At 62.0% G+C, this 24,571-nt stretch carries 24 protein-coding genes and 1 tRNA gene; 18 read left to right on the top strand and 7 right to left on the bottom strand.

What is annotated here, in order from left to right; all coding sequences use genetic code 11:
- Positions 1 to 93 precede the first annotated feature (93 nt).
- From B4383_RS18405 to B4383_RS18375, 7 genes are all read left to right on the top strand, one after another.
- Positions 94 to 1,056, top strand: coding sequence for an ABC transporter substrate-binding protein (locus tag B4383_RS18405; protein ID WP_139360870.1), 963 nt, complete (start codon positions 94 to 96; stop codon positions 1,054 to 1,056).
- Between the two features lie 113 nt (positions 1,057 to 1,169).
- The gene (locus tag B4383_RS18400; protein WP_078292816.1) at positions 1,170 to 1,625 is read left to right on the top strand and encodes an OB-fold domain-containing protein; all 456 of its coding nucleotides are present in this window, start codon (positions 1,170 to 1,172) and stop codon (positions 1,623 to 1,625) included.
- A complete protein-coding gene (locus B4383_RS18395; protein ID WP_139360869.1) occupies positions 1,622 to 2,098 on the top strand; it encodes a Zn-ribbon domain-containing OB-fold protein in 477 nt (158 codons plus the stop codon). The genes B4383_RS18400 and B4383_RS18395 overlap by 4 nt, the downstream gene beginning before the upstream one ends.
- Positions 2,091 to 3,164, top strand: a complete 1,074-nt coding sequence (locus tag B4383_RS18390) for a thiolase domain-containing protein (protein WP_078292818.1) — start codon at positions 2,091 to 2,093, stop codon at positions 3,162 to 3,164. The genes B4383_RS18395 and B4383_RS18390 overlap by 8 nt, the downstream gene beginning before the upstream one ends.
- Positions 3,161 to 4,315 (top strand): thiolase domain-containing protein, encoded by a 1,155-nt coding sequence (locus tag B4383_RS18385; RefSeq protein WP_078292819.1) that lies wholly within the window; start codon positions 3,161 to 3,163, stop codon positions 4,313 to 4,315. Before B4383_RS18390 ends, B4383_RS18385 begins: the two co-directional genes overlap by 4 nt.
- Positions 4,312 to 5,097, top strand: coding sequence for an enoyl-CoA hydratase-related protein (locus tag B4383_RS18380; protein WP_078292820.1), 786 nt, complete (start codon positions 4,312 to 4,314; stop codon positions 5,095 to 5,097). The genes B4383_RS18385 and B4383_RS18380 overlap by 4 nt, the downstream gene beginning before the upstream one ends.
- Positions 5,094 to 5,738 (top strand): TetR/AcrR family transcriptional regulator, encoded by a 645-nt coding sequence (locus B4383_RS18375; protein WP_078292821.1) that lies wholly within the window; start codon positions 5,094 to 5,096, stop codon positions 5,736 to 5,738. Before B4383_RS18380 ends, B4383_RS18375 begins: the two co-directional genes overlap by 4 nt.
- On the opposite strand, the gene B4383_RS18370 is transcribed toward B4383_RS18375, so the two are convergent.
- The 5 genes from B4383_RS18370 to B4383_RS18350 all read right to left on the bottom strand — a co-directional run bounded on the left by B4383_RS18370 (position 5,735) and on the right by B4383_RS18350 (position 9,189).
- Positions 5,735 to 6,547 carry an enoyl-CoA hydratase/isomerase family protein gene (locus tag B4383_RS18370; protein WP_078292822.1) on the bottom strand — a complete coding sequence of 271 codons (813 nt, stop codon included), beginning with the start codon at positions 6,545 to 6,547 and terminating at the stop codon, positions 5,735 to 5,737. The two genes, B4383_RS18375 and B4383_RS18370, sit on opposite strands and share 4 nt — an antisense overlap.
- Positions 6,544 to 7,314: a glucose 1-dehydrogenase gene (locus B4383_RS18365; protein ID WP_078292823.1), complete on the bottom strand. Its 771-nt coding sequence runs from the start codon at positions 7,312 to 7,314 to the stop codon at positions 6,544 to 6,546. The genes B4383_RS18370 and B4383_RS18365 overlap by 4 nt, the downstream gene beginning before the upstream one ends.
- The gene (locus B4383_RS18360) at positions 7,311 to 7,910 is read right to left on the bottom strand and encodes a TetR/AcrR family transcriptional regulator (RefSeq protein ID WP_078292824.1); all 600 of its coding nucleotides are present in this window, start codon (positions 7,908 to 7,910) and stop codon (positions 7,311 to 7,313) included. The genes B4383_RS18365 and B4383_RS18360 overlap by 4 nt, the downstream gene beginning before the upstream one ends.
- 69 nt (positions 7,911 to 7,979) lie before the next feature.
- A complete protein-coding gene (locus B4383_RS18355) occupies positions 7,980 to 8,417 on the bottom strand; it encodes an SRPBCC family protein (RefSeq protein WP_078292825.1) in 438 nt (145 codons plus the stop codon).
- Between the two features lie 28 nt (positions 8,418 to 8,445).
- The gene (locus B4383_RS18350; RefSeq protein ID WP_078292826.1) at positions 8,446 to 9,189 is read right to left on the bottom strand and encodes a 3-oxoacyl-ACP reductase family protein; all 744 of its coding nucleotides are present in this window, start codon (positions 9,187 to 9,189) and stop codon (positions 8,446 to 8,448) included.
- Positions 9,190 to 9,296: 107 nt separating this feature from the next.
- Between B4383_RS18350 and B4383_RS18345 the strand changes: the two genes are divergently transcribed.
- Positions 9,297 to 10,187, top strand: a complete 891-nt coding sequence (locus B4383_RS18345; protein WP_078292827.1) for an alpha/beta hydrolase — start codon at positions 9,297 to 9,299, stop codon at positions 10,185 to 10,187.
- Between the two features lie 214 nt (positions 10,188 to 10,401).
- The gene (locus tag B4383_RS18340; RefSeq protein WP_078292828.1) at positions 10,402 to 11,859 is read left to right on the top strand and encodes a PPE family protein; all 1,458 of its coding nucleotides are present in this window, start codon (positions 10,402 to 10,404) and stop codon (positions 11,857 to 11,859) included.
- Between the two features lie 199 nt (positions 11,860 to 12,058).
- Here the strand turns inward: B4383_RS18340 and B4383_RS26745 are convergent, their stop codons facing one another.
- Positions 12,059 to 12,232: a hypothetical protein gene (locus tag B4383_RS26745; protein WP_176126681.1), complete on the bottom strand. Its 174-nt coding sequence runs from the start codon at positions 12,230 to 12,232 to the stop codon at positions 12,059 to 12,061.
- A 168-nt stretch (positions 12,233 to 12,400) separates the two neighbouring features.
- Between B4383_RS26745 and B4383_RS18335 the strand changes: the two genes are divergently transcribed.
- Positions 12,401 to 12,844 carry a DUF2628 domain-containing protein gene (locus B4383_RS18335; protein WP_078292849.1) on the top strand — a complete coding sequence of 148 codons (444 nt, stop codon included), beginning with the start codon at positions 12,401 to 12,403 and terminating at the stop codon, positions 12,842 to 12,844.
- Positions 12,845 to 12,934: 90 nt separating this feature from the next.
- On the opposite strand, the gene B4383_RS26740 is transcribed toward B4383_RS18335, so the two are convergent.
- Positions 12,935 to 13,002, bottom strand: a tRNA-Phe gene (locus tag B4383_RS26740).
- Between the two features lie 174 nt (positions 13,003 to 13,176).
- Here B4383_RS26740 and B4383_RS18330 point away from each other — a divergent pair.
- The 8 genes from B4383_RS18330 to B4383_RS18295 all read left to right on the top strand — a co-directional run.
- Entirely contained in the window at positions 13,177 to 14,706 is a 1,530-nt protein-coding gene (locus B4383_RS18330) for a hypothetical protein (RefSeq protein WP_139360867.1), read from the top strand.
- A gap of 100 nt (positions 14,707 to 14,806) precedes the next feature.
- Complete coding sequence (locus B4383_RS18325) at positions 14,807 to 15,175, top strand: hypothetical protein (RefSeq protein WP_078292829.1); 369 nt, start codon at positions 14,807 to 14,809, stop codon at positions 15,173 to 15,175.
- Between the two features lie 39 nt (positions 15,176 to 15,214).
- Complete coding sequence (locus B4383_RS18320) at positions 15,215 to 15,421, top strand: hypothetical protein (RefSeq protein WP_078292830.1); 207 nt, start codon at positions 15,215 to 15,217, stop codon at positions 15,419 to 15,421.
- Between the two features lie 175 nt (positions 15,422 to 15,596).
- On the top strand, positions 15,597 to 16,241 hold the full coding sequence (locus B4383_RS18315) for a hypothetical protein (RefSeq protein WP_078292831.1): 645 nt from the start codon (positions 15,597 to 15,599) through the stop codon (positions 16,239 to 16,241).
- Positions 16,242 to 16,379: 138 nt separating this feature from the next.
- The gene (locus tag B4383_RS18310; RefSeq protein ID WP_286150675.1) at positions 16,380 to 17,549 is read left to right on the top strand and encodes an ImmA/IrrE family metallo-endopeptidase; all 1,170 of its coding nucleotides are present in this window, start codon (positions 16,380 to 16,382) and stop codon (positions 17,547 to 17,549) included.
- A complete protein-coding gene (locus B4383_RS18305) occupies positions 17,549 to 18,037 on the top strand; it encodes a DUF4411 family protein (protein WP_078292832.1) in 489 nt (162 codons plus the stop codon). The genes B4383_RS18310 and B4383_RS18305 overlap by 1 nt, the downstream gene beginning before the upstream one ends.
- Positions 18,038 to 18,288: 251 nt before the next feature.
- Positions 18,289 to 21,954 (top strand): SNF2-related protein, encoded by a 3,666-nt coding sequence (locus B4383_RS18300; RefSeq protein WP_078321083.1) that lies wholly within the window; start codon positions 18,289 to 18,291, stop codon positions 21,952 to 21,954.
- Positions 21,941 to 24,571: Eco57I restriction-modification methylase domain-containing protein (locus B4383_RS18295; protein WP_078321082.1), on the top strand; the 2,631-nt coding region annotated here is incomplete at its 3' end. The genes B4383_RS18300 and B4383_RS18295, both read left to right, overlap by 14 nt.

Raw genomic sequence — 24,571 nt, 5'->3', positions numbered from 1 at the left:
GGCCTGCAACCCGGAGGCCGCTCGTTCGATTCACCCCGAGCCGATTTGGGGCACATTCGTTTATCGCCGCAGGCCGGTGGTAGCTTCCTCGGCATGGCAACGGCCGGACGCGTGATAGCCGCGCTCCTGATGCTGCTGGCGTTCACCGGATGTTCTCGCAATCACACTCCGCCGCCCGCCGCCACCCCGACACTGTCTCCCGACGGCTTCCCACTCAGCATCCCGCACAAATACGGCGGCGCGTTCCTCCCAACACGGCCCAACCGCGTTGTCACACTCGGATGGAACGATCAGGACCTCGTGCAGTCGTTGGGCACCAAACCCGTCGGCGTCCGGTCCACACTGCCGGAGTACCCCATGTACCCCTGGGTCGTTCCGGAGGTCTCGCATCCCCCCGTCGTCTCTGGTGCGGAGCTGAATTTCGAAGCCATCACCGCGGCCAGGCCCGACGTCATCCTGGCCACCGGCGCCGATATCGACAGACCCACCTATGACAGGCTGACCCGGATCGCACCAACCGTGGTCTCAGAGGACCGCCTCGACCGTGCTGAAACGCCTTGGTATACACAGCTCTTCACCATCGGTCGCGCCATCGGCAAGTCCGATCAGGCGCGCATGCGATCCGAAGAGGTCGGCACTCGCTACAACCAGATACGCACCGGACATCAGCATTGGGTCAACCGCACCGCCGTCGTCGATTGGGTCACCGATCGACAAGGGACCTTCCTGGTGGGATTCCGCGATCCGCGCCGAGCGGTTTTCGACGGTCTGGGCTTCCTGAGCCAGCGATACGCCGGCCCGGTGCCCGATAGCGAGTTGAAGACCAAGGCCGACGAGGACCTCCTGGTGGTGGTGGGAGCCACCGAGCAGCAGGCGAAGTCCATGGGTGGCCTTGCCGGCCTGCGCGCAGTCACCGAAGGGCGCGCGGTCTACATCCCGGCGGACAGCCCACTGGTGAACGCGCTCCGCCTCGGCGGCCCGTTGGCCCGGATCTACGCCCTCGAACAACTCACACCCCAGCTCGAAAAGGCATTGAAGCCACTTCCTCCGCGATAACCGCTGTCCCCTCGTCGCATCCATGTCGACGAAGATCTGTGGCCCCCAACACTGCCGTGTTACGGTCCTATCGCTCGATTGAATCAACTGATAGACACCTTGTCGGGAGGGCTGTGACCGACCAATCCGCCGAATCCCTGCGCGCTCCGTACACGATCGAGTTCGGATTCGAACGCACCGTCGGCCCCAAGATCGGCACCTTCCTCGGCGGTCTGCGCGACGCGCGGCTGTTCGGAGTGCGGACAGCCCATGGCCAAGTGTTATGCCCGGTGCTCGAATTCGACCCAACGGACGCCAGCGCCACCGGCGAGTTGGTCGAGCTTGAGCCGAAGGGCGTTGTTCTGCAATGGACCTGGGTACCTGCACGACCAGTTGACGAGATCAAAACAGGTTTCGCATGGGCACTCATCCGCATAGACGGAACCGTCAACTCGATGTTTCACGCGGTCGATGTCGGCGGAGACCCCGCGGTGATGAGGACGGGACTTCCGGTCTCCCCGCGATGGCGCGCCGACCGCGTCGGCGCCATCACCGATATCGTCTGCTTCGAACCGATAGGTCAGCAGTGAGAACATTGCCCGTACCCGTTACCTCGATCACCAGTCCGTTTCACATGGACTACACGTACGTCGCCGGAATCGGCCGTTCGGTCTTCCTACGTGGATTGGCGCAGCGACGGCTGCTGGCGCGCCAATGCCCGGACTGCGAACGCGCGTACTGCCCTGCACCGCAATTCTGTTCGCGATGTCTGCGCGAACTGGGCGAACCGTACCCACTTGCGGGAACCGGTACGGTCCAGACCTTCTGCATCGTCAGCTTCCCCTTTCCGGGACAGGTGTTCACCCCGCCGTACGCGGTGGCACACATCCAGTTGCACGGTGCCGACACCAGGCTTATGCATATGATCGGGAACACCGAGCCGGACGGGGTGCACATCGGTATGACGGTCGAGCCGGTCTGGGTGTCCGACGAGGATCTTGGTGCCACCATGCAGAGCATCCGGTACTTCCAGCCGGTATCGAACGAGGCCGCCCATGCGTGACGTCGCCGTAGTCTCCTTTACTCAATCCACTTGTACCGCAGCTAATCTACAGGACGACATGGCCGAGATTCTGCTCCCCGTGGTCCGCCACGCCCTTGAACAGGTGGAGCTGCGTCGCGAGGACATCGACTTCTACGCATCAGGTAGCCATGACTTCTTCGAGGGCCGCACCTTCGCGTACATCGAATCACTCGACGCCGTCGGCGCCTGGCCACCGATATCGGAATCCCACGTCGAAATGGACGCCGCGTGGGCCTGTTACGAGGCGTGGGCATGGCTCCAATTAGGGCATGGCGATATCGCATTGGTCTACGGCGTCGGCCGGGGAGCGCTGCCCGCCGACCTCGACCAGGTGTTTCCCTCATCGCTGGACCCCTATTACCTGACTCCCCTGCATCCGCACCGGCATGCTATCGCCGGGCTACAGGCGGCCGCCGTCATTGAGGCCGGTATCACCACAGAGCGCGAGATGGCAGACGTGGTGAACCAATCACTGACCGATGCACTCTCAAATCCCTTTGCGCTCAAGGCAGGTGCCCCAGGGGTCGAAACTCTGCTGGATGCGCCGTACATCGCCGCGCCGCTGCGCCCCCACGATGCGGCACCGATCGGCGATGGCGCGGCGGTGCTCATCCTGGCCACCGGCGACGTGGCACGGCGCCTGGCTCGGCGACCGGCGTGGATACGTGCGATCGATCATCGGATGGACACGCACCATCCCGGCTCGCGGGACCTCGCGGTGCTCGATTCGGCCCGGATCGCCGCCGAGAAGGCAGCCACCATGGCCGGTTTTGAGGCCTCAAGTGTGGAGGTCGCCGAGCTGCACACCGAATACAGCTACGCGGAACCATTGCTCACCAAGACCTTTGGCATCGATAACAACACGCTCGTCAATCCATCTGGAGGACCGCTGGCGGGTGCGCCCGCTTCCGCCACCGGTTTGATCCGCATCGGGGAATCGGCCCGCACCATCATGCAGGGGCGGGCCACCCGAGCACTGGCCCATGCCACCAACGGGCCCGCACTGCAGCAGAATCTGGTGTGTCTGATGGAGGCGAGCGGATGAGTGCCCGTGTTGCGGTAGTCGGTGTCGGACAAAGCAAGCAGGCCAAGAAACGTGAGGTCAGCATCGCGGCGCTGGTCCGCGAAGCGGTGGACGGCGCGCTAGCCGATGCGGAGTTGACATTCGGGGATATCGACGCGATCGTGCTTGCCAAGACTCCCGATCTCTTCGACGGGGTGATGAATCCCGAGCTGTACCTCGCCGACGCGATGGGCGCGCGGGGCCTGCCGGTCACCCGGGTGTTCACCGGTGGCAGTGTAGGCGGGCACGCGGCCATCTATGCCGCGCACCTGGTGCAGGCGGGGCTCGCCGGAAGGGTGCTGGTAGTCGCGTATTCCAAAGAGTCCGAGGGTAATTTCACCTGGGCGCTGTCACGGCCGCTACCGTTCAGCGCACAGCTGGGCGCCGGTGCGGGCGGGCATTTCGCACCGGTAATCCGTGAGTACATTCGCCGCTCACAGGCACCGGAGCACATCGGCTGGCAGGTCGCCGTGAATCATCGCCTCAACGCCACCCGGAACCCGTACGCGCACATACACAAACCCAATATCACCGTCGAGGAGGTGCGCGACTCACCGATGCTGTGGGATCCGATCCGGTTCCTGGAATCCTGCCCGTCATCGGATGGCTCGTGTGCCGTCGTCGTTTCGTCCGAGCTGTTCGCCACGCATGCCCCTCGACCACCGGCCTGGATTCACGGCACCGGATGGCGCACCGAGACAGGTCATTTCGCAGGCCGCGATGAGGTGAATCCGCGCGCAGGACAGGAGTGCGCTGCCGAGGCGTATCGCGAGGCGGGGATCACCGATCCCGCCGCCGAGGTCGACGTCTCCGAGCTCTACATCCCCTACAGCTGGTATGAGCCGATGTGGATGGAAAACATTGGGCTGGCCCCGGAGGGGGCGGGCTGGCGCGCCGTCGATGAAGGCCACACCGCATTCGAGGGCACACATCCGATCAACCCCTCCGGCGGTGTGCTCTCGGGCAACCCCACCGGTGCGACGGGCCTACTTCGGTTCGCCGAGGCGGCATTGCAGGTGCGTGGACTGGCGGGGGAACATCAGGTCGACGGCGCCAGACGCGCGATAGGACACGCCATGGGCGGCGCATCACAGTTCCACGCACTCTGGGTAGTGGGAAGCGAGAGACCATGACCATCGAGCGAGAACTTCTCGTCGAGCGTGACGGCCCGATCGTCATCCTGACCATGAACCGTCCGCATCGGCGGAATGCACTGTCCACCAATATGGTCGGGCAGCTCGCCCAGGCCTGGGACGAGATCGACGCGGACGACGGGATCCGGGCCGCCATCCTGACGGGCGCCGGCGCCGCCTACTGCGTAGGGGGCGATCTCAGTGACGGCTGGATGGTCCGCGACGGCTCAGCGCCGCCACTGGACCCCGCCGCCATCAGCAAGGGGCTGCTGCTCACCCATACCCTGACCAAACCACTGATCGCGGCGGTCAACGGCGCGTGCCTCGGCGGCGGCTGTGAGATGTTGCAGCAGACCGATATCCGTGTTGCCGACGAGAACGCAACCTTTGGTCTTCCGGAAGTACAGCGCGGGCTGGTGCCCGGAGCCGGGTCCATGGTCCGCCTCAAGCGCCAGATTCCCTACACCAAGGCCATGGAGATGATCCTCACGGGCGAGCCACTCACCGCCCAGGAGGCATACCATTTCGGATTGGTGGGACACGTGGCACCGGCGGGCACCGCATTGGACAAGGCGCGCAGCCTCGCCGAGCGCGTGGTCCGCAACGGCCCGCTGGCCGTACGCAACGCCAAGGAGGCAGTGGTGCGCAGCGGATGGATCGCCGAGGAAGACGCCCGAGCCATCGAGGCTCGGCTTACCCGGCAGGTGATCACCTCCGCCGACGCGCGCGAGGGATTGGCCGCGTTCCACGAGAAACGAGAGGCACGGTTCACCGGGCAATGACCAACACCGCAGCGGAACCTACTGGTATTGCGCACGATTCCACCGATCAGCGATTGCTCGGTGCCGCCGAGCGATTGTTCGCCGAGCGCGGTGTGGACGCGGTATCTCTGCGCGCGATCATGGCGGCTGCGGGCACCAATGTCGCCTCGGTGCACTATCACTTCGGATCCAAGGAGCGTCTCATCGAGGCGCTGCTCGACAAGTACCTGAACCAACTAGAGAGGCGCCGGTTCACGTTGTTGGATGTCGCCGAGAAAGCCGGGACACTGCGCGCCATCGCCGAGGCTATCGTCGTCCCGCTGGCGGAGATCGGCGAAGAAGGCGGAACCGCATGGCTTTCCACCTTGGGGAAGCTTCTCATCAGCGGCCATCCCGCGTTGATCCCGATGAGCGTGAGTTTCCAGCCTCAGGCCGCGCGACTCCAGGAACTCATCGTGCGGCTACGTCCGAACGCATCACTGCCGTCAATCCGATTTGGCGTCACCCACGCGGTGACGCTGACCTGTGTGGTTCTCGGCGATATTCCGCACACCAATCGTCTGATGTCCTTGAGCGGCACCTACCTTGACGACGAGCAGATGAATGCGCAGCTCGTCGACATGGTGACCGCCATCCTGGCCGGACCTCCTAGAGAGGACTAGGCGCTCCCCTCCCGGAATGCGTCGAAGGACCGGCGCAATTCCCCTGTGGCAGTGCACATCACCTGAGTCCTGTTCTCCAGATCCAGTGCATGTCGCAGGCTCGGCGCATCGACCGTCTGCCACATCGTCTCCTTGGTCATCCACACCGCCAAGGGTGAGTGCACCGCGATCTCTTCGGCCTTCGCCAGTGCGGCGTCGAGCAGGTTCTCGGCAGGCACCACGTCGAAGATCAAGCCGATCCGCAGGGCCTCGTCGGCACCGAACACCCGTCCCGTCAACATCAGCTCGGCGGCGCGGGCCGCACCCACCAGCCGCGGCAGGTGATAGCTGGTGCCCATATCGCAGTTGGACACCCCATGACGAATGAACACGGCCCCGAAAGAAGCTTCCGGACAGGCAAACCGGATATCGCAGGCCAGTGCCAACGCGAACCCGCCGCCGACCGCGTGCCCGTTGACGGCCGCGATGACCGGCTGACGCATCCGGTGAATCCGTTCAAATAGCGAGGCCATGAGCTCTTGGGCCGCAAGCGTGCGGACCAGCTCCGAGTCAGTGGCACCGAGCAGCGCGGCCGTCGAGGTGACACCGGTATTGGTGAAATCAGTGGGCAGCGACTTCAGATCGGCTCCGGCACAAAAGGAAGCACCGACAGCGGTGAGGACCACCACACGGACCTTCGGATCACCGTCAGCCTTGTCGACCACGGAGTGCAGCTCGGCCACCGTCTGCGGATCGAGTGCATTGCGGCGCTCGAGACGATCGATGGTGACCACCAGGATTCCGTTGTCGCGATGCTCGGTGCGGATCATCGGGCGACCAGCCCGCCGTCGGCGATGATGGTCTGGCCGGTGATGTAGCTGCCCGCGTCGGATGTCAAAAGTAGTGCGGTGCCCACCATCTCGTCGGGAAGTCCGAGCCGTTTGAGGTGGTTGGCATTCGCCATGCGTTCCACCTCCGCCGGCGGGGTCTTGCGCACCATATCGGTATCGATCGCGCCGGGGGCCAGTGCGTTGACACGCACACCCTGCGAAGCGAGCTCGGCTGCCGCGGACCGGGTGTAGGAGACGAGGGCGGCTTTGGCCGCCGAGTACATGGAGACTCCCTGCCCAAACATGAAGGCGCCCACTGATACTACGTTGAGCACGGCGGCGTGTGGGCTGGCCACCAGATGCGGCAGCGCGGCCTGCACCAGGAATACCGGACCGCGCAGGTTCACACCGAAGGACTTATCCCAGCCGTCCACGGTGAAGGCACCGACCGGCTCGGTCAGGGCATTGGCAGCATTGTTTACCACAATGTCGATACCGCCGAATTCCTCCACGGTGGCCCGCACCAAATGTTCCAGGGACTCGATGTCACCGGTGTGTGTCGATACACCCAGGGCCCGCCCACCCAGCGCGCGCAGGTGCTCGACGGTCTCGGAACATGATTCTGGTTTGCGGCTTGCGACAACGACATTGGCGCCCGCGCAGGCATAGCCTTCCGCGAGTGCGCGTCCGATCCCGCGGGTGCCGCCGGTGACGATCGCAGTACGCCCCGTGAGGTCGAACAGGCTGGAGAAGGTTTCCCGGTTCATCGTTCCCTAACTTTTCGCTGATCCACAAAACTCGCGGCACACACCACGCCAAGAATCTGTTCGATGAGCGCATCGTCGGCAGTACCGCGCAGCACGCCGTGGTACACAGCCATGCCCACGATGGTGTCGAAGAGTGCGTCTGCCCCCGGCTGGTCCGCGCACCGGCCGACGGCGACAGCCTCGGTGTGTGCCGCCCGAAATGCCTCGCGCAAAGGCGTTTCGGTGCGCTCCACCAAACCCGCATACCGGCTCGGTTCGCGGTAGTACTCAACGAGGAGTCCCGGCATCGCCGCCCGGGTGGCCGGATCGGCGAAGTATTCGACCACGGATCGCACCAAAACAGGCAGGTGATCCTCAAATTCGGCAGGCTCGGCCAGCGCCGCGGGCCAGGGGCGATGGGCGATCGCGCTTTCCACCATGTCGGCCTGAGTGGGCCAACGCCGGTAGATGGTGGGTGCACCGATTCCGGCGGCGCGCGCCACCGCGGGGATAGTGGTGCCCTGATACCCCTCGGTGGCCAGCATCTGACGCACCGTCTCGCGCACCGCGTCGTCCTTGTCGGGGTCGCGGGGGCGTCCACCCTGACGTCTGTCCACTATCCGACCATCCCCCTAGTTTCGATATTGGAAATAACGATACTAGGGCGCGGCAGCGGAGGGAAGGCCCTATCGATAGGTGGCAAGAACCTGCTTGCGCAGCCCGTCGGTCGCGGTTTCCATGGCGCCCTTGATGGCCCGCTTCAGCACAAATCCGGGCAGGGGGATCAGCGGGTCGACCGTCAGCTCGAACTTGACGTGCGTCTTGTCACCCTTGACCGTGAACGTGTATTTGCCGTCTTGACGGCGCTGCTGGCTGGCCTTGACCAGTGTCCAGCTGACGGTGTCCGGCCCCCAGCTGTAGGCAACGGTTTGTTCGTCGGTGATACCGGCCGTCTTCACCCTCATCTTCACCTCATGCGGACGCCCGTCCTCCCCTGTCGTCAACACCGTTGAACTCTGGTGCGCCGAAGACCATTTCGGCAGTACCCCGAAATCGGCGATGACGTCCATGATTTGTTCGGGGGTCGCTTCGATGACGATTTCCCGGCTGTCGCTAGTGGCCATGGATCTGACCCTAGCGACCCGCGTAGCCCTAGACGGTGAATCCCCCGTCGATGTTGATGGCGGTTCCCGTGATGTACCACGCCTCCTCGGAAGCCAGGTAGCTCACCAGACTGGCGATATCGCGCGGGTGGCCGTAGCGCCCGACCGCGATGTTGGGTCGCAGAATCTCGGCCAGCGCGCCGTCCTCGGGGTTCATATCGGTGGCCACGGGACCCGGCTGAACGTTGTTGATGGTGATACCGCGAGGCCCGAGCTCACGCGCCAGCCCTCGGGTGAGGCCGGCGACGGCGGCCTTCGACATCGAGTACAGCGACGCGTTGGCCGTGGGCGAGCGGTCACCGTTGATGCTTCCGATGGTGACGATCCTGCCGCCATCCTGCAGGTGCGGGGACGCGGCCTTGATGGCGGCGAAGACGGCCCGCACATTCACCGCGACGATCTTGTCGAAGTCCTCCAAGGTGGCCGTGTCGATATCACCAAAACTGGCGATCCCGGCGTTGTTGACCAGAATATCCAGCCCCCCAAGGTGTTCCGCTGCCTCGTTGACGGCGCCCGCAAGTTGATCGGGGTCGGCGACATCGGCCTTGATGGCTTTGGCACGCCCGCCGGACTTCTCGATCTCGGCCACCACCTCGGCAGCCTGCTGTGGGGAACTGGAAAACGTGAAGACGACCTCCGCGCCGTCCGCGGCGAGCCTGCGCACGATGCCCGCGCCGATTCCGCGCGATCCACCGGTGACGAAGGCGCGGCGGCCCTTGAGTGGCTGAGTCATGTCGATCCCTTCGGTCGGTACTCACAAGACAAGAGGACCGGGGTCCGAAACATTCCCACCTGTCCGATTCGTGCACGGTATGCCCATACCCCCGGCATACTCGCTGTGTGTCGTCCCCTGACATTCATCCCAATCTCCGCTTGGCCGCCAAGGTGTTTCCACGGCAGGTCGGCCTTCCGCGAACGCTGTCGACGCTACGCGCTGTTATCCGCGCCTCGGGGGTGCTTCCGCGATTCGGGATACGGACCATGACGGTCAACGACGACGTGACCGTCCGCGCACACGTGCCCAAGAACCTCAACGAACCGTCCCCGGCCCTGCTGTGGATTCACGGCGGCGGCTACGTGATGGGCACCGCCCGCCAGGACGACCTCTTCTGCCGCAAGGTGATGCGGGAGACGGGGCTTCCCGTCGTATCCGTCGACTATCGGCTCGCGCCCGAACATCCTTACCCCACCCCCATCGAGGACTGCTATGCCGCGCTGCGCTGGTTATCCGTGCAGGGCTGGATCGACCCGACCCGTATCGCCATCGGCGGCGCCAGCGCCGGGGGCGGACTGACCGCGGCACTGGCGCTGCTGGCACGCGATCGCGGAGAGGTTGCCCCCGCCATGCAGCTGTTGGTCTACCCGATGCTCGATGATCGCACCGCCGCGCGCACCGATGTCGACGAAACCACGCTGCGGATGTGGACCAACAAAAGCAACCGGTTTGGCTGGGATTCATATCTGGGCGACGCAGACCCCGATGTCGCGGTGCCGGGCCGCCGCCCCGATCTGGCGGGGTTGGCGCCGGCATGGCTGGGCATCGGGACCGCAGACCTGTTCCACGATGAGGACCTCACGTACGCCGAACGCCTACGAGCTGCCGGGGTGCCGTGCGAGCTGGAAGTGGTCGAGGGCGCCTTCCACGGTTTCGACAGATTCGCACCGTGGGCGCAGGTATCGAAGGACTTCGTGGCCAAGGCCTGCCGAAGCCTGCGGCAAGCGCTCGTCTGAACGACGCCTAACGGTGTCTGCCGGCGATAACGATCTGCTGAATTTCTGAATATCGCTGGCCCACAACAGCTCTCTAATACTCGAGGCTTCAGATTTGTCGAATCTGGGACGGAATGCACCGAACGCCTACGGGGTACCGGCATGACCTAGAACCCCGCACGCTAATATAAATGAATATCGTTATCGTTGTCATTAGTGCTGCGGAGGGTGCGGGATGGCTATGCCGGTGTGGATGGCGTCTCCGCCGGAGGTGCATTCGGCCCTGCTCAGCGGAGGTCCGGGCCCCGGGCCTCTGCTCGCCGCCGCTGCCGAATGGTCTTCGCTGAGTGCGCATTACACCGCGACCGCCGACGAACTTCGCGCAATTCTGGCCGCTACCCATGCGGCGGCGTGGCAGGGCCCCAGTGCGGACATGTACGTGGCGGCGCACGTTCCATACCTGGAGTGGCTGACCCAAGGCGCCATCGAAAGCAGTGGCCGGGCCGCTCAGCACGGGGCCGCGGCCGGCGCCTACAGCTCGGCACTCGCGATCATGCCGACCCTTGCCGAGTTGGCCGCCAACCACGCCACACACGCGGCGTTGATGGCCACAAACTTCTTTGGTATCAATACCATTCCCATCGTGGCCACCGAGGCCGACTACGTCCGCATGTGGGTCCAGGCCGCCACCACGATGGCGGCGTACCAAACCGCCTCCGATGTCGCGCTGGCGTCCACACCGCCCGCTACGCCGCCACCGCCGATCCTGCACAGCCACGAGCACGAGCACGACGACGACCACGGTCACGGTCACGGGGACCTGGACCCCACCGACCCGGAGTGGTGGGTGCACGTCGCCGGTGAGATGGTTGAACATATTGAGCTGCTGTGGAACAACCTGCTGACCGATCCGGCCGCGCTGTTGACCAACCTTCCTTTAGTGCTGGCGGACGTGGCTTTTCATGCCGCACAACTAGCTTCGACAATCGGTCAGTTCGCCCCCGCCCTGATCCAGCCCGCGCTGGCTCTGGCGATCGCCAGCCTTGCCTCGGTGGCCGGGCTGGCCGGGCTGGCAGGCATCCAACCGTCTCCGGATGCTCTTGTCGCCGAACCGAGTCCCATTGAGGAACCTCAGACAGCGGCGGCGGCAGGGACGGCCCCGACAAGCGGCCCATCGCCATCGGCTCCGGTTCCGGCACCCGCTGGTACCGGGGCGTCAACCGTCACCAGCACCGCGCCCGCGCCGTCGCCTCCACCACCTGTCGGCGATCCAGGCTTCTCCTTCCCCTATGCCGTCGGCGGCGGCCCCCGCATCGGCGCCGAATTGGCATTGGCGAGCCAGGTTCACACGAGATCCAGTGCTGCAGCCAGGAACTCAGCATCAGAACGGGCGGCGACTGCTGCGACAGCGGCAGCTCGACAGGCACGCCGACGACACGATCGGAGCAAGCAGGAAGGTCGCGCTGTCGAATACATGGACATGGACGCCACCGTAACCTTTGACAGGGATGAGCCTTCCGCGACGGCTTCACACCGCGGTGCCGGACCAATGGGGTTCACCGGTACTGCATCCAGACAAGACAGGGCAGCCGCGGGATTGGCGACATTGGGCCGCAGTGATGATCTCAGCGAGGGGGCTCGTGCGCCGATGATTCCGAACACCTGGGATCCGGATGGCATCGATCCGCGCTGAACACCACCGCCGCGACCACGGTCATTGAGAACGATTCGACGCAGGATAGTCTCGATAATCGCTGGCGGCACACACACCGCAATCGCCACCGCGAGGCACTGGCGCCGGTTCCGCAGCTGAGCCAGCTCCAGAAGGAACAACTGGGACCCAAGCGGCAGCGACCTCTGCGGCCCCCGTTCAGCTGCTGCCACCAACTGTTCTAGCCGCCACGAGAAGCCAACACACGCTCAACGGCCCCGGCAACAACTCCAAGCGCAGCGATTACCGCGAGCACCGGCTCCGAGAACCGCTTCATCGAGCCATCGAACTCCACGACGGTTACTGAAGTGGCGCCCCGCACTGCGAGCTTGATACCGCCGCCCAGTGCACTCAAAGGCGGCAGCAAACATCACGGGTGTGGGCCATGCCGGGAGACAAGGGGCGTACAGGCACACCATTGCGGCGTCCAACCTGACCTATGGCTAATCGGCGCGAGCCGGCGCGCCTGACTCGGTGACAGAGCGCAGCACTATGCAACAACCTGTACGAATTTGCTAGGTTGCTGACCGTGACGGCGACCGATGACCGCAGCGACCTCTCGGCCTACTGGCGGCTCAAGTTCGATTTCTACGACCGCTACGGCACCCGGTTCACCCCGGAAGCGGTCGCGGGGGCCAGAGCCCGTCCTTTCGCGGTCAGGATGCGGTCGGCCATCAATCTGCCAGCACTGTTTTTCGGGCCCATCTACTTCTCCGTGAAGGGCATGTGGCGGAAAGCCATAACCATAATGCTGTTAGGCCTGTTCCTTGGGGTGGTGGTGTACCTCGCCTTCCCTGGGCTGGGATTCGGAGGATTCGGCACCAATGGCGCGGTGTACATGATTCTGGCGGGCCCGGCCTACTACCGCCACCGGGTCAAGGGCAGCCGGTCGTGGAATCCGCTCGACGGCATCGGCTGGCGGTTCAACCGTGAGATGCGCGAAGCCTGGGCGCAGCGCCGCAAGTAGGTCTGTCCACAGCGGAAAAAGACCGTGTACGCCCCACAGACGTGCATGCCCCAGATACGAGAAAAGCCCGCTGTCACCAGCGGGCTCTCATGGTGGCCAGGGCCGGGATCGAACCGGCGACCTTCCGCTTTTCAGGCGGACGAGATAGCCACTGACCTGCGGTTTATCTGCGTCTATGCGTCTTATGCGCCGCATTGAGCAGGGCTGACGTACTCAGTCTGTCCGGCGAACGGACATAAACCGGACACGGTACTTGCACTCCCGACCAGGAGCTTCCGTGCTGCCGCTTGCGTTGTGGGCAGCTCCGGGGGTTCCGGGGAGCAGGCATCCCGATGCCCAGCATCGCATCATCAGCCACTGGATCGCCATCCTCGACGCAGGGCTCGAACCCGGCATCAAAACATCCCGCAGTTCGGCAAAGTTCTGCCGGTGCCTCGGTTGACGGGAGGCCGCGAGCGCCCGAGGCCGCCAGGCCGCAGGGCGCGAGAGCGGCAGTGGTCGGCCGGATGTCGACCGGGGCACCGGACCTCACCCCGCCTGTGGACGGCGGGCTTGTTATATGTGCCGAAAATGTCCGCGACCCCTTGCTCGACGGGATCGCGATCGGGGAGCTGCGAGCGCTCGACGCTCTGGGGCTGCGGTTCCCGAGCCCCGAGATGGTCAGTGCGGCTGCGGCATTGTTCGAGCCAGCGGCACCGTGGGCCTGTGGTCCTGGGCGCCGAGGAACCGAACCTGAATCCGGACGCTTCCGCATCACCGTCGGTCCTGGTGTCGTACGGCTCGGATGGACCAATCCCGTCCGAACCGAGAAAACCGCTGAGCGAGCAGTCGGTCATCACCAACGTGAGGTTGACGACGCCAAGCTGCATGTGAGAAGTGACATCGCTGTCGCAGCCGGGGACGGTGATCAGGCCGTCGTGTCTTTGACGCGACGGAGTCCTACGGAAAACGACCAGCGCAGTTCCGGCGGTGTCATCACCGAGTGGTCCCGAAAGTCACGGTCGGCCATGTGCCGCACTTTCGCGGAACTCGACTACAGCCCACTGGTGGAATCTGGCCGTGTCCCAGCGATGGTCACGCTCACCTACCCCGGCGACTGGGAAGCCGTGGCCCCAGATGGGGCCAGCGTGAAACGGCATATGGTGTTGTGGCGCAAACGCTTTCAACGTGAGTACGGAGAGCCGGCGCGCTACATCTGGAAGCTCGAATTCCAGCGACGCGGTGCGCCGCACATTCACCTGTGGATGGCGCCGCCAACATCACCGGGCCGCTCCGGGCGCGGCTTCGCCCAATGGCTGTCCGAGTCCTGGGCACAGATCGTCGACCACCCCGACCCGGAGCAAAAGGCTCGCCATCTACTCGCCGGGACCGCCATCGACGTGCGCAACGGCCTGAAGGCCTGCGACCCGAAACGCCTGGCCATCTACTTCACAAAGCACTCATCGCCAAACTTCAATGGCGACAAAGAGTATCAACACATCGTGCCGGAAGAGTGGCGACTACTCGGACGCGGACCTGGCCGATTCTGGGGTGTGTACGGACTCAAGAAAGCCATCGCCGTTGTCGAGGTCGCTCAGGACGCCTACATCGCGGCTCGTCGAATCGTGCGGCGCTGGTCACGCAGCCAAGCGGTGTATGGCGACTCAGCGAGCCGCTTCCCCACTGCGGTGGTGCCGCGCACTGCTGTTCGTCGGGTTCCCCGCGTCAATCGCAATACCGGCGTCGTAACCTATCGGCGGGTGCGGCGACGAAGAACTCTTTGCAATCAAGGCGGGCTGGCCGGTGGTTACGCGCTGGTGAATGACGGCCCGGCATTCGCGTCCCAGCTTGCGGCGGCATTGTCTGCGATCCGTCCATCATGAAACGCCGCCGAACATATCCGCACTGTTGGCGTCAGCTCACGAGAATTCTGATCGTTTGGGGCGTAGCTACTCTGCAGGTCCGGATTTTAGGGTTCCCAACATGACTACTGCCCCAGCACAATTTCATTCACCGGCACAACGGCCGCCGGCCTGGCAAGGATGGGTGCTCAACGCACTGCACAATTTCGACGTACGCACGATCGACGACTGGACAGCGCTGATGTCAATCCACCTCGAACGATCCGGTGGCGCCACCCCGATGCAAACCGCCCGCTACACCGTTGATGCTCTGCGGTACGTGGAGAGGCTCAGGTTTACGACCGCAATACTCGCCACACAGGGCAATCCTGCGGCCCGCTACCAACTAGCTGATGCTGCTCTCGACTTGAGGTCTGCTCTAGACGGGCTCTATGACGCACGGGACCAGCTGCTGAAAGCCGCTGGCGCCGAACGTGTTAGTCGCGACTAGAGTCGGGCAATTGTCGGTGTGGCGCAGTAGCTTCTCGTCATGGTGACCTACCTGCTGAGCGAAACCCCAGAGGGATGGGCGCTTTACGACGACGAGGGACGAACGGCACTCCTCTCCGCCAACCTCAATGCGGCACTGCTTGGTGCAGCAAAAGTGATGCGCAACAACGGTGACAGAGTAAAAGGAGGATGGGTAATGGTCGACAGGGAAGAAGTTATGACCTTGCGGTTCACGCCAGCCTGTTAGTACCTGCGGAAGAGGAACTCGGGTCGACCGCGAGGGGCGAATGCCGGGCGCTTGGCAACCAGTGGGATGTGGCCAATCGGTAGCGTTGACGGCGTCGCGACGCCCCGTCCTGGGGCTCGTCTGTTGTCGGACCCCCCATTTATGCTGACCCCGAACCACATGGAGGAGGACCGGGATGAATAAGGCCGAGCGTCTTTGGAATCTGCGGGACGGCGTGCTGGCGTGGCTGTACGAGCTGCGCATCGCCGGGACCACCATCGCCGAGGCGTTACCCGAGCCGTTCATGACCGCGACTTCTTGGTCCGACACCGAGGTCACCCGCGAGGAGTTGAACGCCGCGCTGGAGTGGCTCATGGATGAGAGCTACGTCGACGGCACCGGCACCATGCAGAGGATCGTTGTGCGGCCGCATTTAACTCCCTACGGCGAAAAGTACGCGGCGTCGGGCAAATCGGTGCGTGATCTGCCCGGCGTAGCCGATGTCGAGAATCCCTACTTGCACGTCGTGGGCAGTAGCGGTGTCGCCATCGCGTTTAACAGTCCGGGCGCCATTCAGACCATCAACATTAAGCAGAAGGTGGAACAGGCACGCTCACTGGCCGACGCGATCGAAAAGGCACTCCCCGCGATCGCCAATGAAGAGGTCGGCGCCGACGCCGAAGAGCTGGTATCGGAGATCCGCGGCGAGTCGAACTCGGACTCCCCGTCTCCAGGCCGGATTAAGACACTGGCCACCACGGCAATTACCGCGATCGCGACGGCGGCCGGCACCGAGGCCGGCAAAGCGATCATCGAAGCGGCGTTACCGCTGCTGTCGTGACCGGCGACGTCACCGTGACCCGCTGCGAGATGCGTGGGTTGGGACTTCGACGTCAGTCGTCTCGGTTGCATTTCATCGGCGGGGTCGACGCGCTCCGCTGTGTCGGCTGCGGCACACTGGCATCGTGCACGGAAGGAGGTGGCGGGCACCGTGGTAGTACGCATCAGTGTTGCCCCCAGCCTCCTGGAGTGGGCCGTTGACCGCGCAGGCTGGGACGACGCGACCACCCAACGCCGCGCCCCGAAGCTCGACGAGTGGATCAGCGGTGAGCGTCAACCGACCCTCAAGCAACTGGAGAGCTTCGCGCAGGCAACGCATACCCCGTTCGGCTTGCTGTTCCTACCTGAACCACCGAATGAGCCGGTGCCCATCCCGGACATGCGTACGGTCGGCAACGCCACGGTGCCCCGCCCCTCCGTCGACCTGCTGGACACGATCTACGTCTGTCAGACCCGGCAGGATTGGTACCGCGACTATGCCCTCGATCACGGCGCTCCCCAGTTGGAGTTCGTTGGTTCCGCGACGACCGATACGCCCCCGGCGGACGCCGCCCGTGCGATTCGTGAGGCCCTTGACTTCGAACTGACTGGGCGAGGCGTTTTCACCAATTCCGACGATGCGCTGCGGCAGCTGATCGACCGCATCGAGGGCATCGGTGTGCTTGCGATGGTGAACGGCATTGTCGGCGGTGACACCCACCGCGCCCTGGACCCGGAGGAGTTCCGCGGCTTCGCGCTGGCCGACCCCATCGCGCCTCTGATCTTTGTCAATGGCGCCGACACCAAGGCCGCGCAAATCTTCACCCTGATCCACGAACTCGCCCATGTCTGGCTCGGCGGCAGCGCCCTGTCTGACGCCGCGATGGTGGCGCGAGACGGTGTCACCGAGGAGCTGTGGTGCAACCGGGTCGCCGCCGAGGTCCTGGTCCCACAAGCGGCTCTCCGCCGCGATTATCAGGGCGAGCCGACTCCCCAGGAGCTGACGCGCCTAGCCCGTCGGTACCGGGTAAGCACGCTGGTGATTCTCAAGCGACTGTTCGACGCACGCTTCCTGGGCTGGGACGACTATCGGGAGCGATACGAAGCAGAGCGGGAGGCCGTCATCGAACTAGCGAAGCACCGCCGCGGAGAGAGCTCCGGGGGGAACTACTACAACACCCAGCCACTGCGCCTGAGTCGCCAGTTCGCCCGGGCGGTGATCGCCAGCACCTACCAGGGGAATACCAGTTTCCGGAACGCCTTCCAGCTCCTCGGAACCAAGAAGCACGAAACATTCGCCCGTCTGGCTGACGAGATCGGGGTCGGGTGATGTACCTCGTCGACTCAAACGTCCTCATCGAAGCTAAAAATCGCTACTACGCCTTCGACATTGCGCCGGGGTTCTGGGAGTGGCTTGAGGCCGCGCATGCCGCCGGTGAGGTGGGCAGCATCGAGGCGGTGAAGACGGAACTGGTTGGCGGAGCCGACGAACTCTCGGCCTGGGCGCAGGGGCACGGTTCCTTCTTTCAACCAATCGATGAGGCCACGACGGCGCATTTCCCGGCGCTTACCATGTGGGCGGCGTCTCGCCCGTTCACTCCTGCCGCGCTTGCGGGGTTCGCTGGCAACCAGGCCGACTATCAGCTGGTGGCCCACGCGCGCGGTCATAATCACGTCCTGGTGACGCACGAACGCCCGGATCCCAATTCGCGGAAGCGGGTGAAGATCCCTGACGCCTGCGCTGCGATCGGTGCGACGTGCCTAGACCCGTTCGAGATGATGCGACGCACCGGAGCGAAGTTGGAACTAGGCACCTGACCTGGGGTGGCCCAGCCCGCGTGTGGCCATACCGGCCGACGCGTCACTGTCCGACATGCAGTCCGGTCATCTCATCGAATGTCTATGACGAGAGCCCGAAATTGACTTGACCCGGCATTAGAGCCAGGTTGTCGCATTCGGATTTAGTTTGATCTCGCAGGCCTTGGCGTAGCGGGCTGTCAGTCCTCAATGGTTCGAGGCCAGGCCGAGGTCACGGTCGCTCACTTCTCAGACGTGGGCGGTCTGCAGGAATGAGCAGCGATCGCGTGGCGGGCCGACATTGTCGCAGTCCGCCAATAGGCTGGACCTCGGGCGGCAACACCGTCGTCGAAGCATTGATGGGGCTACCAGTGACACACAAGCGGATCATCGATAACAGTCGCGTCGAACTGGCTGCCACCCTGCGCGAAGTGGCAGGTGACTTCAATCACCTGTCTATCGCAACTGGGTACTGGGATCTCCCCGGTACCCGAGAGATCCTCCCAGCTATCGAGGGCTTCGAGCGGATTCGCCTCCTCATAGGCCAAGAGCCGCTGAGTCCCAGGAATGCCAAGCGGCTCAAGATCCAGGTACCAGATCCCGGATTCCCGGATGAGGACTTCACGTTTGACCTCACCCAGTTCAACGACGACGCTCTACGCTCCACTGTCGTTGCGATCAAACAGCTCATCGCTGACGGAAGACTCGAAGTCCGGGTCTACCGTCGGTCTTTCCTCCATGCGAAGGCGTACATCTTTGGCGACTACTCCAGCAACGGAGCCGTGGGAATCATTGGCTCGTCGAATTTCACAAAGGCTGGTTTAACAACCAACACAGAACTAAATGCGCTCGAAGACAACCACATGCTCGTCAAGTTTCAGCCGTATGCGGATACCGACGAACATGGACATCTGAGCTGGTTCGATAGCCTCTGGAGCGACGAGCTGACGGAAGTGTGGGATGGCCGTTTCACCGAGATGCTTGGCGATTCCCCTGTCGGAGACCTGACATTCGGCGCGTACGACACCTACATCAAGACGCTGATGGAGGTGTATCCCGATGAGCTGCTACCGCCCGAGGCGCTCGCCACCGACGTGAAAGACGTGCTGTTCTCCTTTCAGTATCGAAATGCTCAGATACTGATCAACAAGTTGGAACGCATGGGCCTCGCGATGCTCGCCGACTCCGTCGGCCTCGGCAAGACCATCACGTCGGGGGCAGTCATCAACCACTACAAGCAGAAGGGCGCAACCCGGATCTATGTGATCGCCCCCGCCAGTCTGAAGACTCAGTGGGTTCAAGATCTCGCCGAGAGATTTGGACTAGTCCAGGGGTTCGACGTTATTTCCCTACAGGATCCAGGCGCCATCGACCGCGCACGGGAACTTGACCAATACAAGTCAGTCGACCTGTTCGTCATCGACGAAGCTCACAACCTGCGCAATGCGAGCGGGAAGAGGCATCAACAAATTTTGGAGTGGTTCATCGCCAATCCAGACAGCAAGGTCCTCATGCTGACAGCAACGCCGATCAACAACAGCCTCATGGACTTTGTAAACCAAATCCAGCTTGCCAGCAAAGGTAGCCTCGAATCGATCAACGTCGACTATCGCGACGACAACGGCAACCTACAGAAGACCGACTTCTTCTACGCACTCGCGCAAATTCAGAGTCGCATCCGACGGGCCGAGCAGCAGGGGCAACCGTTCGACTGGCATGCGATCTCCGCGGTAGTTGCTTCCGGTTTGCGCCACTACCTCGTACGCACGACGCGTCAGGGCGTCAAGCAGATGGGCGGGATCGTCCTCCCCGACGGCACCCACCACGACTTTCCCGAGACGGTCGTTGAGCAGATTGGCTATCACTACAGCGCCGACGCACAAAGCGCGGCCGACAACGCGATCGAGGCTGCTTTAACTACATTCGAGAGCTACGACCCCCGAACTTTAGATCTCGATGCGCTCCTCGATCAGACTCAGCGGTCAGAGCATCCTCTCGACGCATTACCCAAGGGTGGTGTTCCGACAACTGACAAATACCTGCGCAACGTCTTTGCCAATATGTTTCAGATTGTGTTGCTGCTTGGCTTCACGCCGTATCGCCCCGAGATTTACCAGCATCGGATACACGGCAAGTCCGTGGAAGACATCCGCTCCTTGGGACTCAAAGGCGACGAGTCGTTCCGAGTGCAAAGCCAACTCGCCATTCATAACCTCCTTCGTGTGAGCTGGCTGAAGCGATTGGAATCTAGCCAGGCGGCGCTCCGGAAAAGTATTGGGAACTATTTGACCCGGCTAACACGGTTCGAGAAGTTCCTCGCCGAGGGAAAGATATTGAGCTTCAAAGAGATTGACGCGATCATCGGAGAATACGGCGAGGACGTTGAGCTAGCGGGGCTTAACTTGGAGGCGGCCTTCATCGATGCAGATCCGGAGATTTACGACCTCGATGCGATGAAGCGTGACATCTCTCGCGACCGCGCCATCGCCGGACGGCTGAGTGAAGTCCTAAACTCCATCGCTGCAGATGACGACAAGTTGAAGGCCTTCGCAGCCTTCCTTGACGAGACTGCCAAGAGCGACGATCCGGCCAAGAGGAAAGTGCTGATATTCAGCTACTTCTCCGACACAATCAAGTACCTCGAAGGCGCCCTACCGCCGCTATTGGAAGACAGGAATTTCCTCGAAGGTGCCGCTTTCGTCGTCGGGGGCATGCCCGGCATCGATCAGGTCACACGCAGGTTTGCACCGAAGGCTAAGAAACATCAACTCAAGGAAGGCGAAACGGAGCTGAACTATCTTTTTGCGACGGACGTGCTTAGTGAGGGTCAGAACTTGCAGGACGCTGGATGCTTAGTGAATTACGACCTTCATTGGAACCCCGTTCGCATGATCCAACGCAACGGACGCATCAATCGCCTCGGGTCACAGTTCGACGAGGTTTATGTGTCGAACATGAAGCCGGAGGACAACCTTGAGGCCTACCTCAAACTGCTCAACCGGCTTAATCGCAAGATCAACACAATCAGACACACAATTGGGCTTGACCAAGACATCCTTGAGAAGGGTCAAGTCAACGCCAAGGAGTTTGTTGAGCACCACGACGAATCCGAGCTTCTCAAGATATTGGAAGTCGAAGAGGAAGGTGACGCTAACTCCCAGGAGGCTACGGAGTTCGACACTGCTGATCTGTATGGGTCCGGTGCCGGAGATGCCCTGGAGAAGCTAGAGAAAGAAGAGGACCGATTCTTCGTCGAGGACGACTTCATCTACGATCTCAGAGCTTTCCTAGCTGCCAACGCGGATCAGCCCGATGAGGTGGAGCGGGTGAAGGCCATCCCTATCGGCAAGTGGGGCTACTTGCCACAAGGGGTGACTCTGGATGGCAGCGGACACGTGCTTGGCTTGGCCAAGGTGCAGGGACAGACCACGTTGACCGGCACAGAAGTTGCCGACACTCATTTCGTGGTCGTAGATACTGCCGCCCCCGTTTACCGAACTCTATCGATCGGAGACTCGGAAGCGCTCAAGCGACTTCGTGTCGCGCCTGACGACAATGCGCGTCGGCAGGACAAGATCGGCGTTGATCGCGTATTGGTTAGCCGTCGAGTCAACGCGGCCGCCAAGGCTCAGGCGGGTAAGACGGTTATCGCCTACAGCCCGAAGCCCTTCGAGAAAGAGGCCCTCGGCTACTTCGAAGCAGTTCTGCCCGGACGAGGCTTGCTGAAGCTAGTCGTGACCAAGGTGACGAACAAGAAGGAAGTTCGCGACCTGCAGGCCCTGTCACGAAAAGCTCGCTCTGAAATGAAGCAGCACGGCCAACTGCTCGGCGCCACAATTGCCGCGATGGATGCGCTGAGCGCCGCGCTCGCGGACAAGCAGATTGAGGACACCCAGATCGACGAGATCACCGGAGTCTTGTTCTATGCACAACAGTGACGTGATTGGCGGGTTCAACGAACTATTGGCCGAGATGGATCAAGGCGGGTCGCTCGCCGCTGGACTCCGCTTGGCGAAGATGTTCATGGGCTTGGTGACGCCCGCAGCAGCAGACATCGACCTCGACGAGATTCAAGATTCGAGGGTCCTCGACGTCCTCGGCTTGGGGAACTCCAAGATGGACAAATGGTTTGTCCCCCACCCCTATTTGGGAGGGCACTACGCGGCGTTCCAACTGTTCGATGACGCGTCGAGACTTGTGGAGGCAAAGTTTTATCAGCTGAGTCAACGCGTCAGCAAGCAGCTCATCGCGGGCGCGGTTCATCTCACTCCCAATTGGGAGGACAGCAGCCTGCTTACACAGAACGGCGACTGGCGGGTTGGCATCGACTTCTTCCTCACCCGGGACGCAAGGGCGCTACTCGTAGTCCTGAGTTTTGAGGGGAACCTCCGTGTCGTCGAGTTGAGTGAGCGGCTCACTTCAACGCAAGCAGGAATCCTGGCCAAGGTGTCGGGTGCAGGCGACCTCCCCACCCATGAAGCCGTTCACACGACCCTGTGGGAGTCCCTCGAAATCCGTGAGGTCAACAGGGAGTTCTACCAAGGCGTTGCCGCGTTCTTTGACGAGTTGCGAGAGAAGCTGATCGAAGCCGAGCGACCCGAGGAAGATGCCAAACTCTTTTCGAGCCGGCTGATTGGCCGACTTCTGTTCGTCTGGTTCCTAAGACGCAAGGGACTCATTGCAGACGGCCCCGCGTACTTCGATGTCGACGGCCGTACGGCGACGAATTACTACCACGAAGTTCTCAAACAGCTCTTCTTCAACACCCTGAACACACCTGTCAAAGACCGAGTGTCGATTGTGGATGTAGATACCCCGTACTTGAACGGCGGCCTTTTCGAATATCACACGAACGACTGGCCCGACCAGGTAGTTGTATTCCCTGAATCTTTTTTTGGACGACTCTACGAGCACTTTGATCGATTTAACTTCACGACGGACGAATCGAGCCCCGATTACGAGCAGGTCGCGATCGACCCCGAGATGCTCGGCCTCGTCTTTGAAAGTCTTCTGGCTACTCAGCGGACAGAGACTGGCGAGTCCGCCCGCAAGGCGAAAGGGACCTTCTACACGCCCCGTGAAGTCGTTACCTATATGTGCAAGGAAGCGCTTCGCCAGTACCTGTACACGACGCTCGACAACGAGTCTTGGAACTCCGGCGTTGACAAGCTCCTGGATTCGTCCGACGCGTACGTCGCGCAGCAGCACAGCAACTTCAAGCGCGACCTCTGGGGCAAAGACAACGTCAAAATTGTTGTGCCACAAATCCTCGCCGCGATCGACGACGTCAAGATTCTTGACCCTGCATGTGGATCAGGGGCGTTCCCGCTCGGCATGGTCCAACTTCTTACCCGAACGCTGGAGCGCCTCGATACTCGTTTCGATCCGTACAAGACCAAGCTCGGTATTATCAAGAACAGCATCTACGGCGTGGACATCGAGCCAATGGCGGTCGAAATTGCAAAACTTCGGACCTGGTTGGCCCTTGCCGTCGACGAGTCAGATCTCAAAACCGTCGACCCATTACCTAACTTGGACTTCAAGTTTGTATGTGCCAACAGCTTGATGTCACTCGCGGTCGAGCATGAAGGTTTCGACTTTGGCGTTGATCCGAAACTGGATGAGAAGCTTGCAGACATTCGGGCATCGTTCTTCGAGACATCGTCGCCCTCAAAGAAGGCCAGACTTAAAAGTGAATATTACAAGCTCACCCAGCCGTCTTTCGCATCCGACGTCGATCGTCGGACGCGCCAACTCAGTAGCTTCGACCCGTTCAAGTTCTCTCAGCCTGCCCAGTTCTTTCACCCGAAGCAGACATTTGGGATCAAGGAATTTAACATCGTCGTTGGGAATCCGCCTTACATCGGCGAGAAAGGGAACAAGGCAACGTTCCATGCCTTAACAGGGTCCAGCATCTTCGAGCGGTTCTATCAAGGTCGCGCGGATATGCTGCACTATTTCTTTCACCTTGGCATTGACGTACTAGGGGATAGAGGCGTCCTTGTCTTCATTACGACGAATTACTATCCAACGGCAACTTTTGGGTCCAGCCTTCGTAAGGACATGGCTTCGCGGACTAAGCTACTACAGCTTATCAATTTCAATGAACTGAAAGTTTTCGAGTCAGCTCTGGGCCAGCATAATCTGGTCACGGTTCTCCAAAAGAGCTCGAATAATAACGATTACAAGTGTCACCAGGTGGTTGCGAACGCAGTAGGTGCGATTGATCAGAAGCAGCTCAACGAGATCCTCGCCTCGAACTCGACCCTCGCGAGTAACAGGGATGTCGCGGTTGCTGAACTTTTTGACGGTGATGCTAAGTACATTCGATTCGTAAGCGACGTCGATGCCATCAAGCTGGCGCTAGGGAAAATCTCAGGCGCCGGTGAGCCACTCGGGAACATAGCAGCCGTATCTATAAATCAGGGAATCATTACCGGGATCGACCGACTAACGCGTGGCTGGAAGGCCAAGTTTCCTACCGTCACTGCCGCAGTCAACACGCCCGTCTTTGTCTTCCCTCATGGCGAGCAATCATTCGAGCACCTTAAACCG

Origin of the sequence: Mycobacterium sp. D16R24 (assembly GCF_002013385.1) — a bacterium.
Taxonomy (GTDB): Bacteria; Actinomycetota; Actinomycetes; order Mycobacteriales; family Mycobacteriaceae; genus Mycobacterium.
This window is presented reverse-complemented; position numbering and strand designations above follow the sequence as displayed.

Excerpts from the sequence above, each read along its gene's own strand:
- B4383_RS18350 (WP_078292826.1), bottom strand. The coding sequence starts at position 9,189 with ATGACTCAGCCACTCAAGGGCCGCCGCGCCTTCGTCACCGGTGGATCG.
- B4383_RS18385 (WP_078292819.1), top strand. The coding sequence starts at position 3,161 with ATGAGTGCCCGTGTTGCGGTAGTCGGTGTCGGACAAAGCAAGCAGGCC.
- B4383_RS18365 (WP_078292823.1), bottom strand. The coding sequence starts at position 7,314 with ATGAACCGGGAAACCTTCTCCAGCCTGTTCGACCTCACGGGGCGTACT.
- B4383_RS18390 (WP_078292818.1), top strand. The coding sequence starts at position 2,091 with ATGCGTGACGTCGCCGTAGTCTCCTTTACTCAATCCACTTGTACCGCA.
- B4383_RS18370 (WP_078292822.1), bottom strand. The coding sequence starts at position 6,547 with ATGATCCGCACCGAGCATCGCGACAACGGAATCCTGGTGGTCACCATC.
- B4383_RS18305 (WP_078292832.1), top strand. The coding sequence starts at position 17,549 with ATGTACCTCGTCGACTCAAACGTCCTCATCGAAGCTAAAAATCGCTAC.
- B4383_RS18320 (WP_078292830.1), top strand. The coding sequence starts at position 15,215 with ATGGTGACCTACCTGCTGAGCGAAACCCCAGAGGGATGGGCGCTTTAC.
- B4383_RS18355 (WP_078292825.1), bottom strand. The coding sequence starts at position 8,417 with ATGGCCACTAGCGACAGCCGGGAAATCGTCATCGAAGCGACCCCCGAA.
- B4383_RS18340 (WP_078292828.1), top strand. The coding sequence starts at position 10,402 with ATGGCTATGCCGGTGTGGATGGCGTCTCCGCCGGAGGTGCATTCGGCC.
- B4383_RS18330 (WP_139360867.1), top strand. The coding sequence starts at position 13,177 with ATGCCCAGCATCGCATCATCAGCCACTGGATCGCCATCCTCGACGCAG.
- B4383_RS18405 (WP_139360870.1), top strand. The coding sequence starts at position 94 with ATGGCAACGGCCGGACGCGTGATAGCCGCGCTCCTGATGCTGCTGGCG.
- B4383_RS18315 (WP_078292831.1), top strand. The coding sequence starts at position 15,597 with ATGAATAAGGCCGAGCGTCTTTGGAATCTGCGGGACGGCGTGCTGGCG.
- B4383_RS18380 (WP_078292820.1), top strand. The coding sequence starts at position 4,312 with ATGACCATCGAGCGAGAACTTCTCGTCGAGCGTGACGGCCCGATCGTC.
- B4383_RS18325 (WP_078292829.1), top strand. The coding sequence starts at position 14,807 with ATGACTACTGCCCCAGCACAATTTCATTCACCGGCACAACGGCCGCCG.
- B4383_RS18300 (WP_078321083.1), top strand. The coding sequence starts at position 18,289 with ATGAGCAGCGATCGCGTGGCGGGCCGACATTGTCGCAGTCCGCCAATA.
- B4383_RS18375 (WP_078292821.1), top strand. The coding sequence starts at position 5,094 with ATGACCAACACCGCAGCGGAACCTACTGGTATTGCGCACGATTCCACC.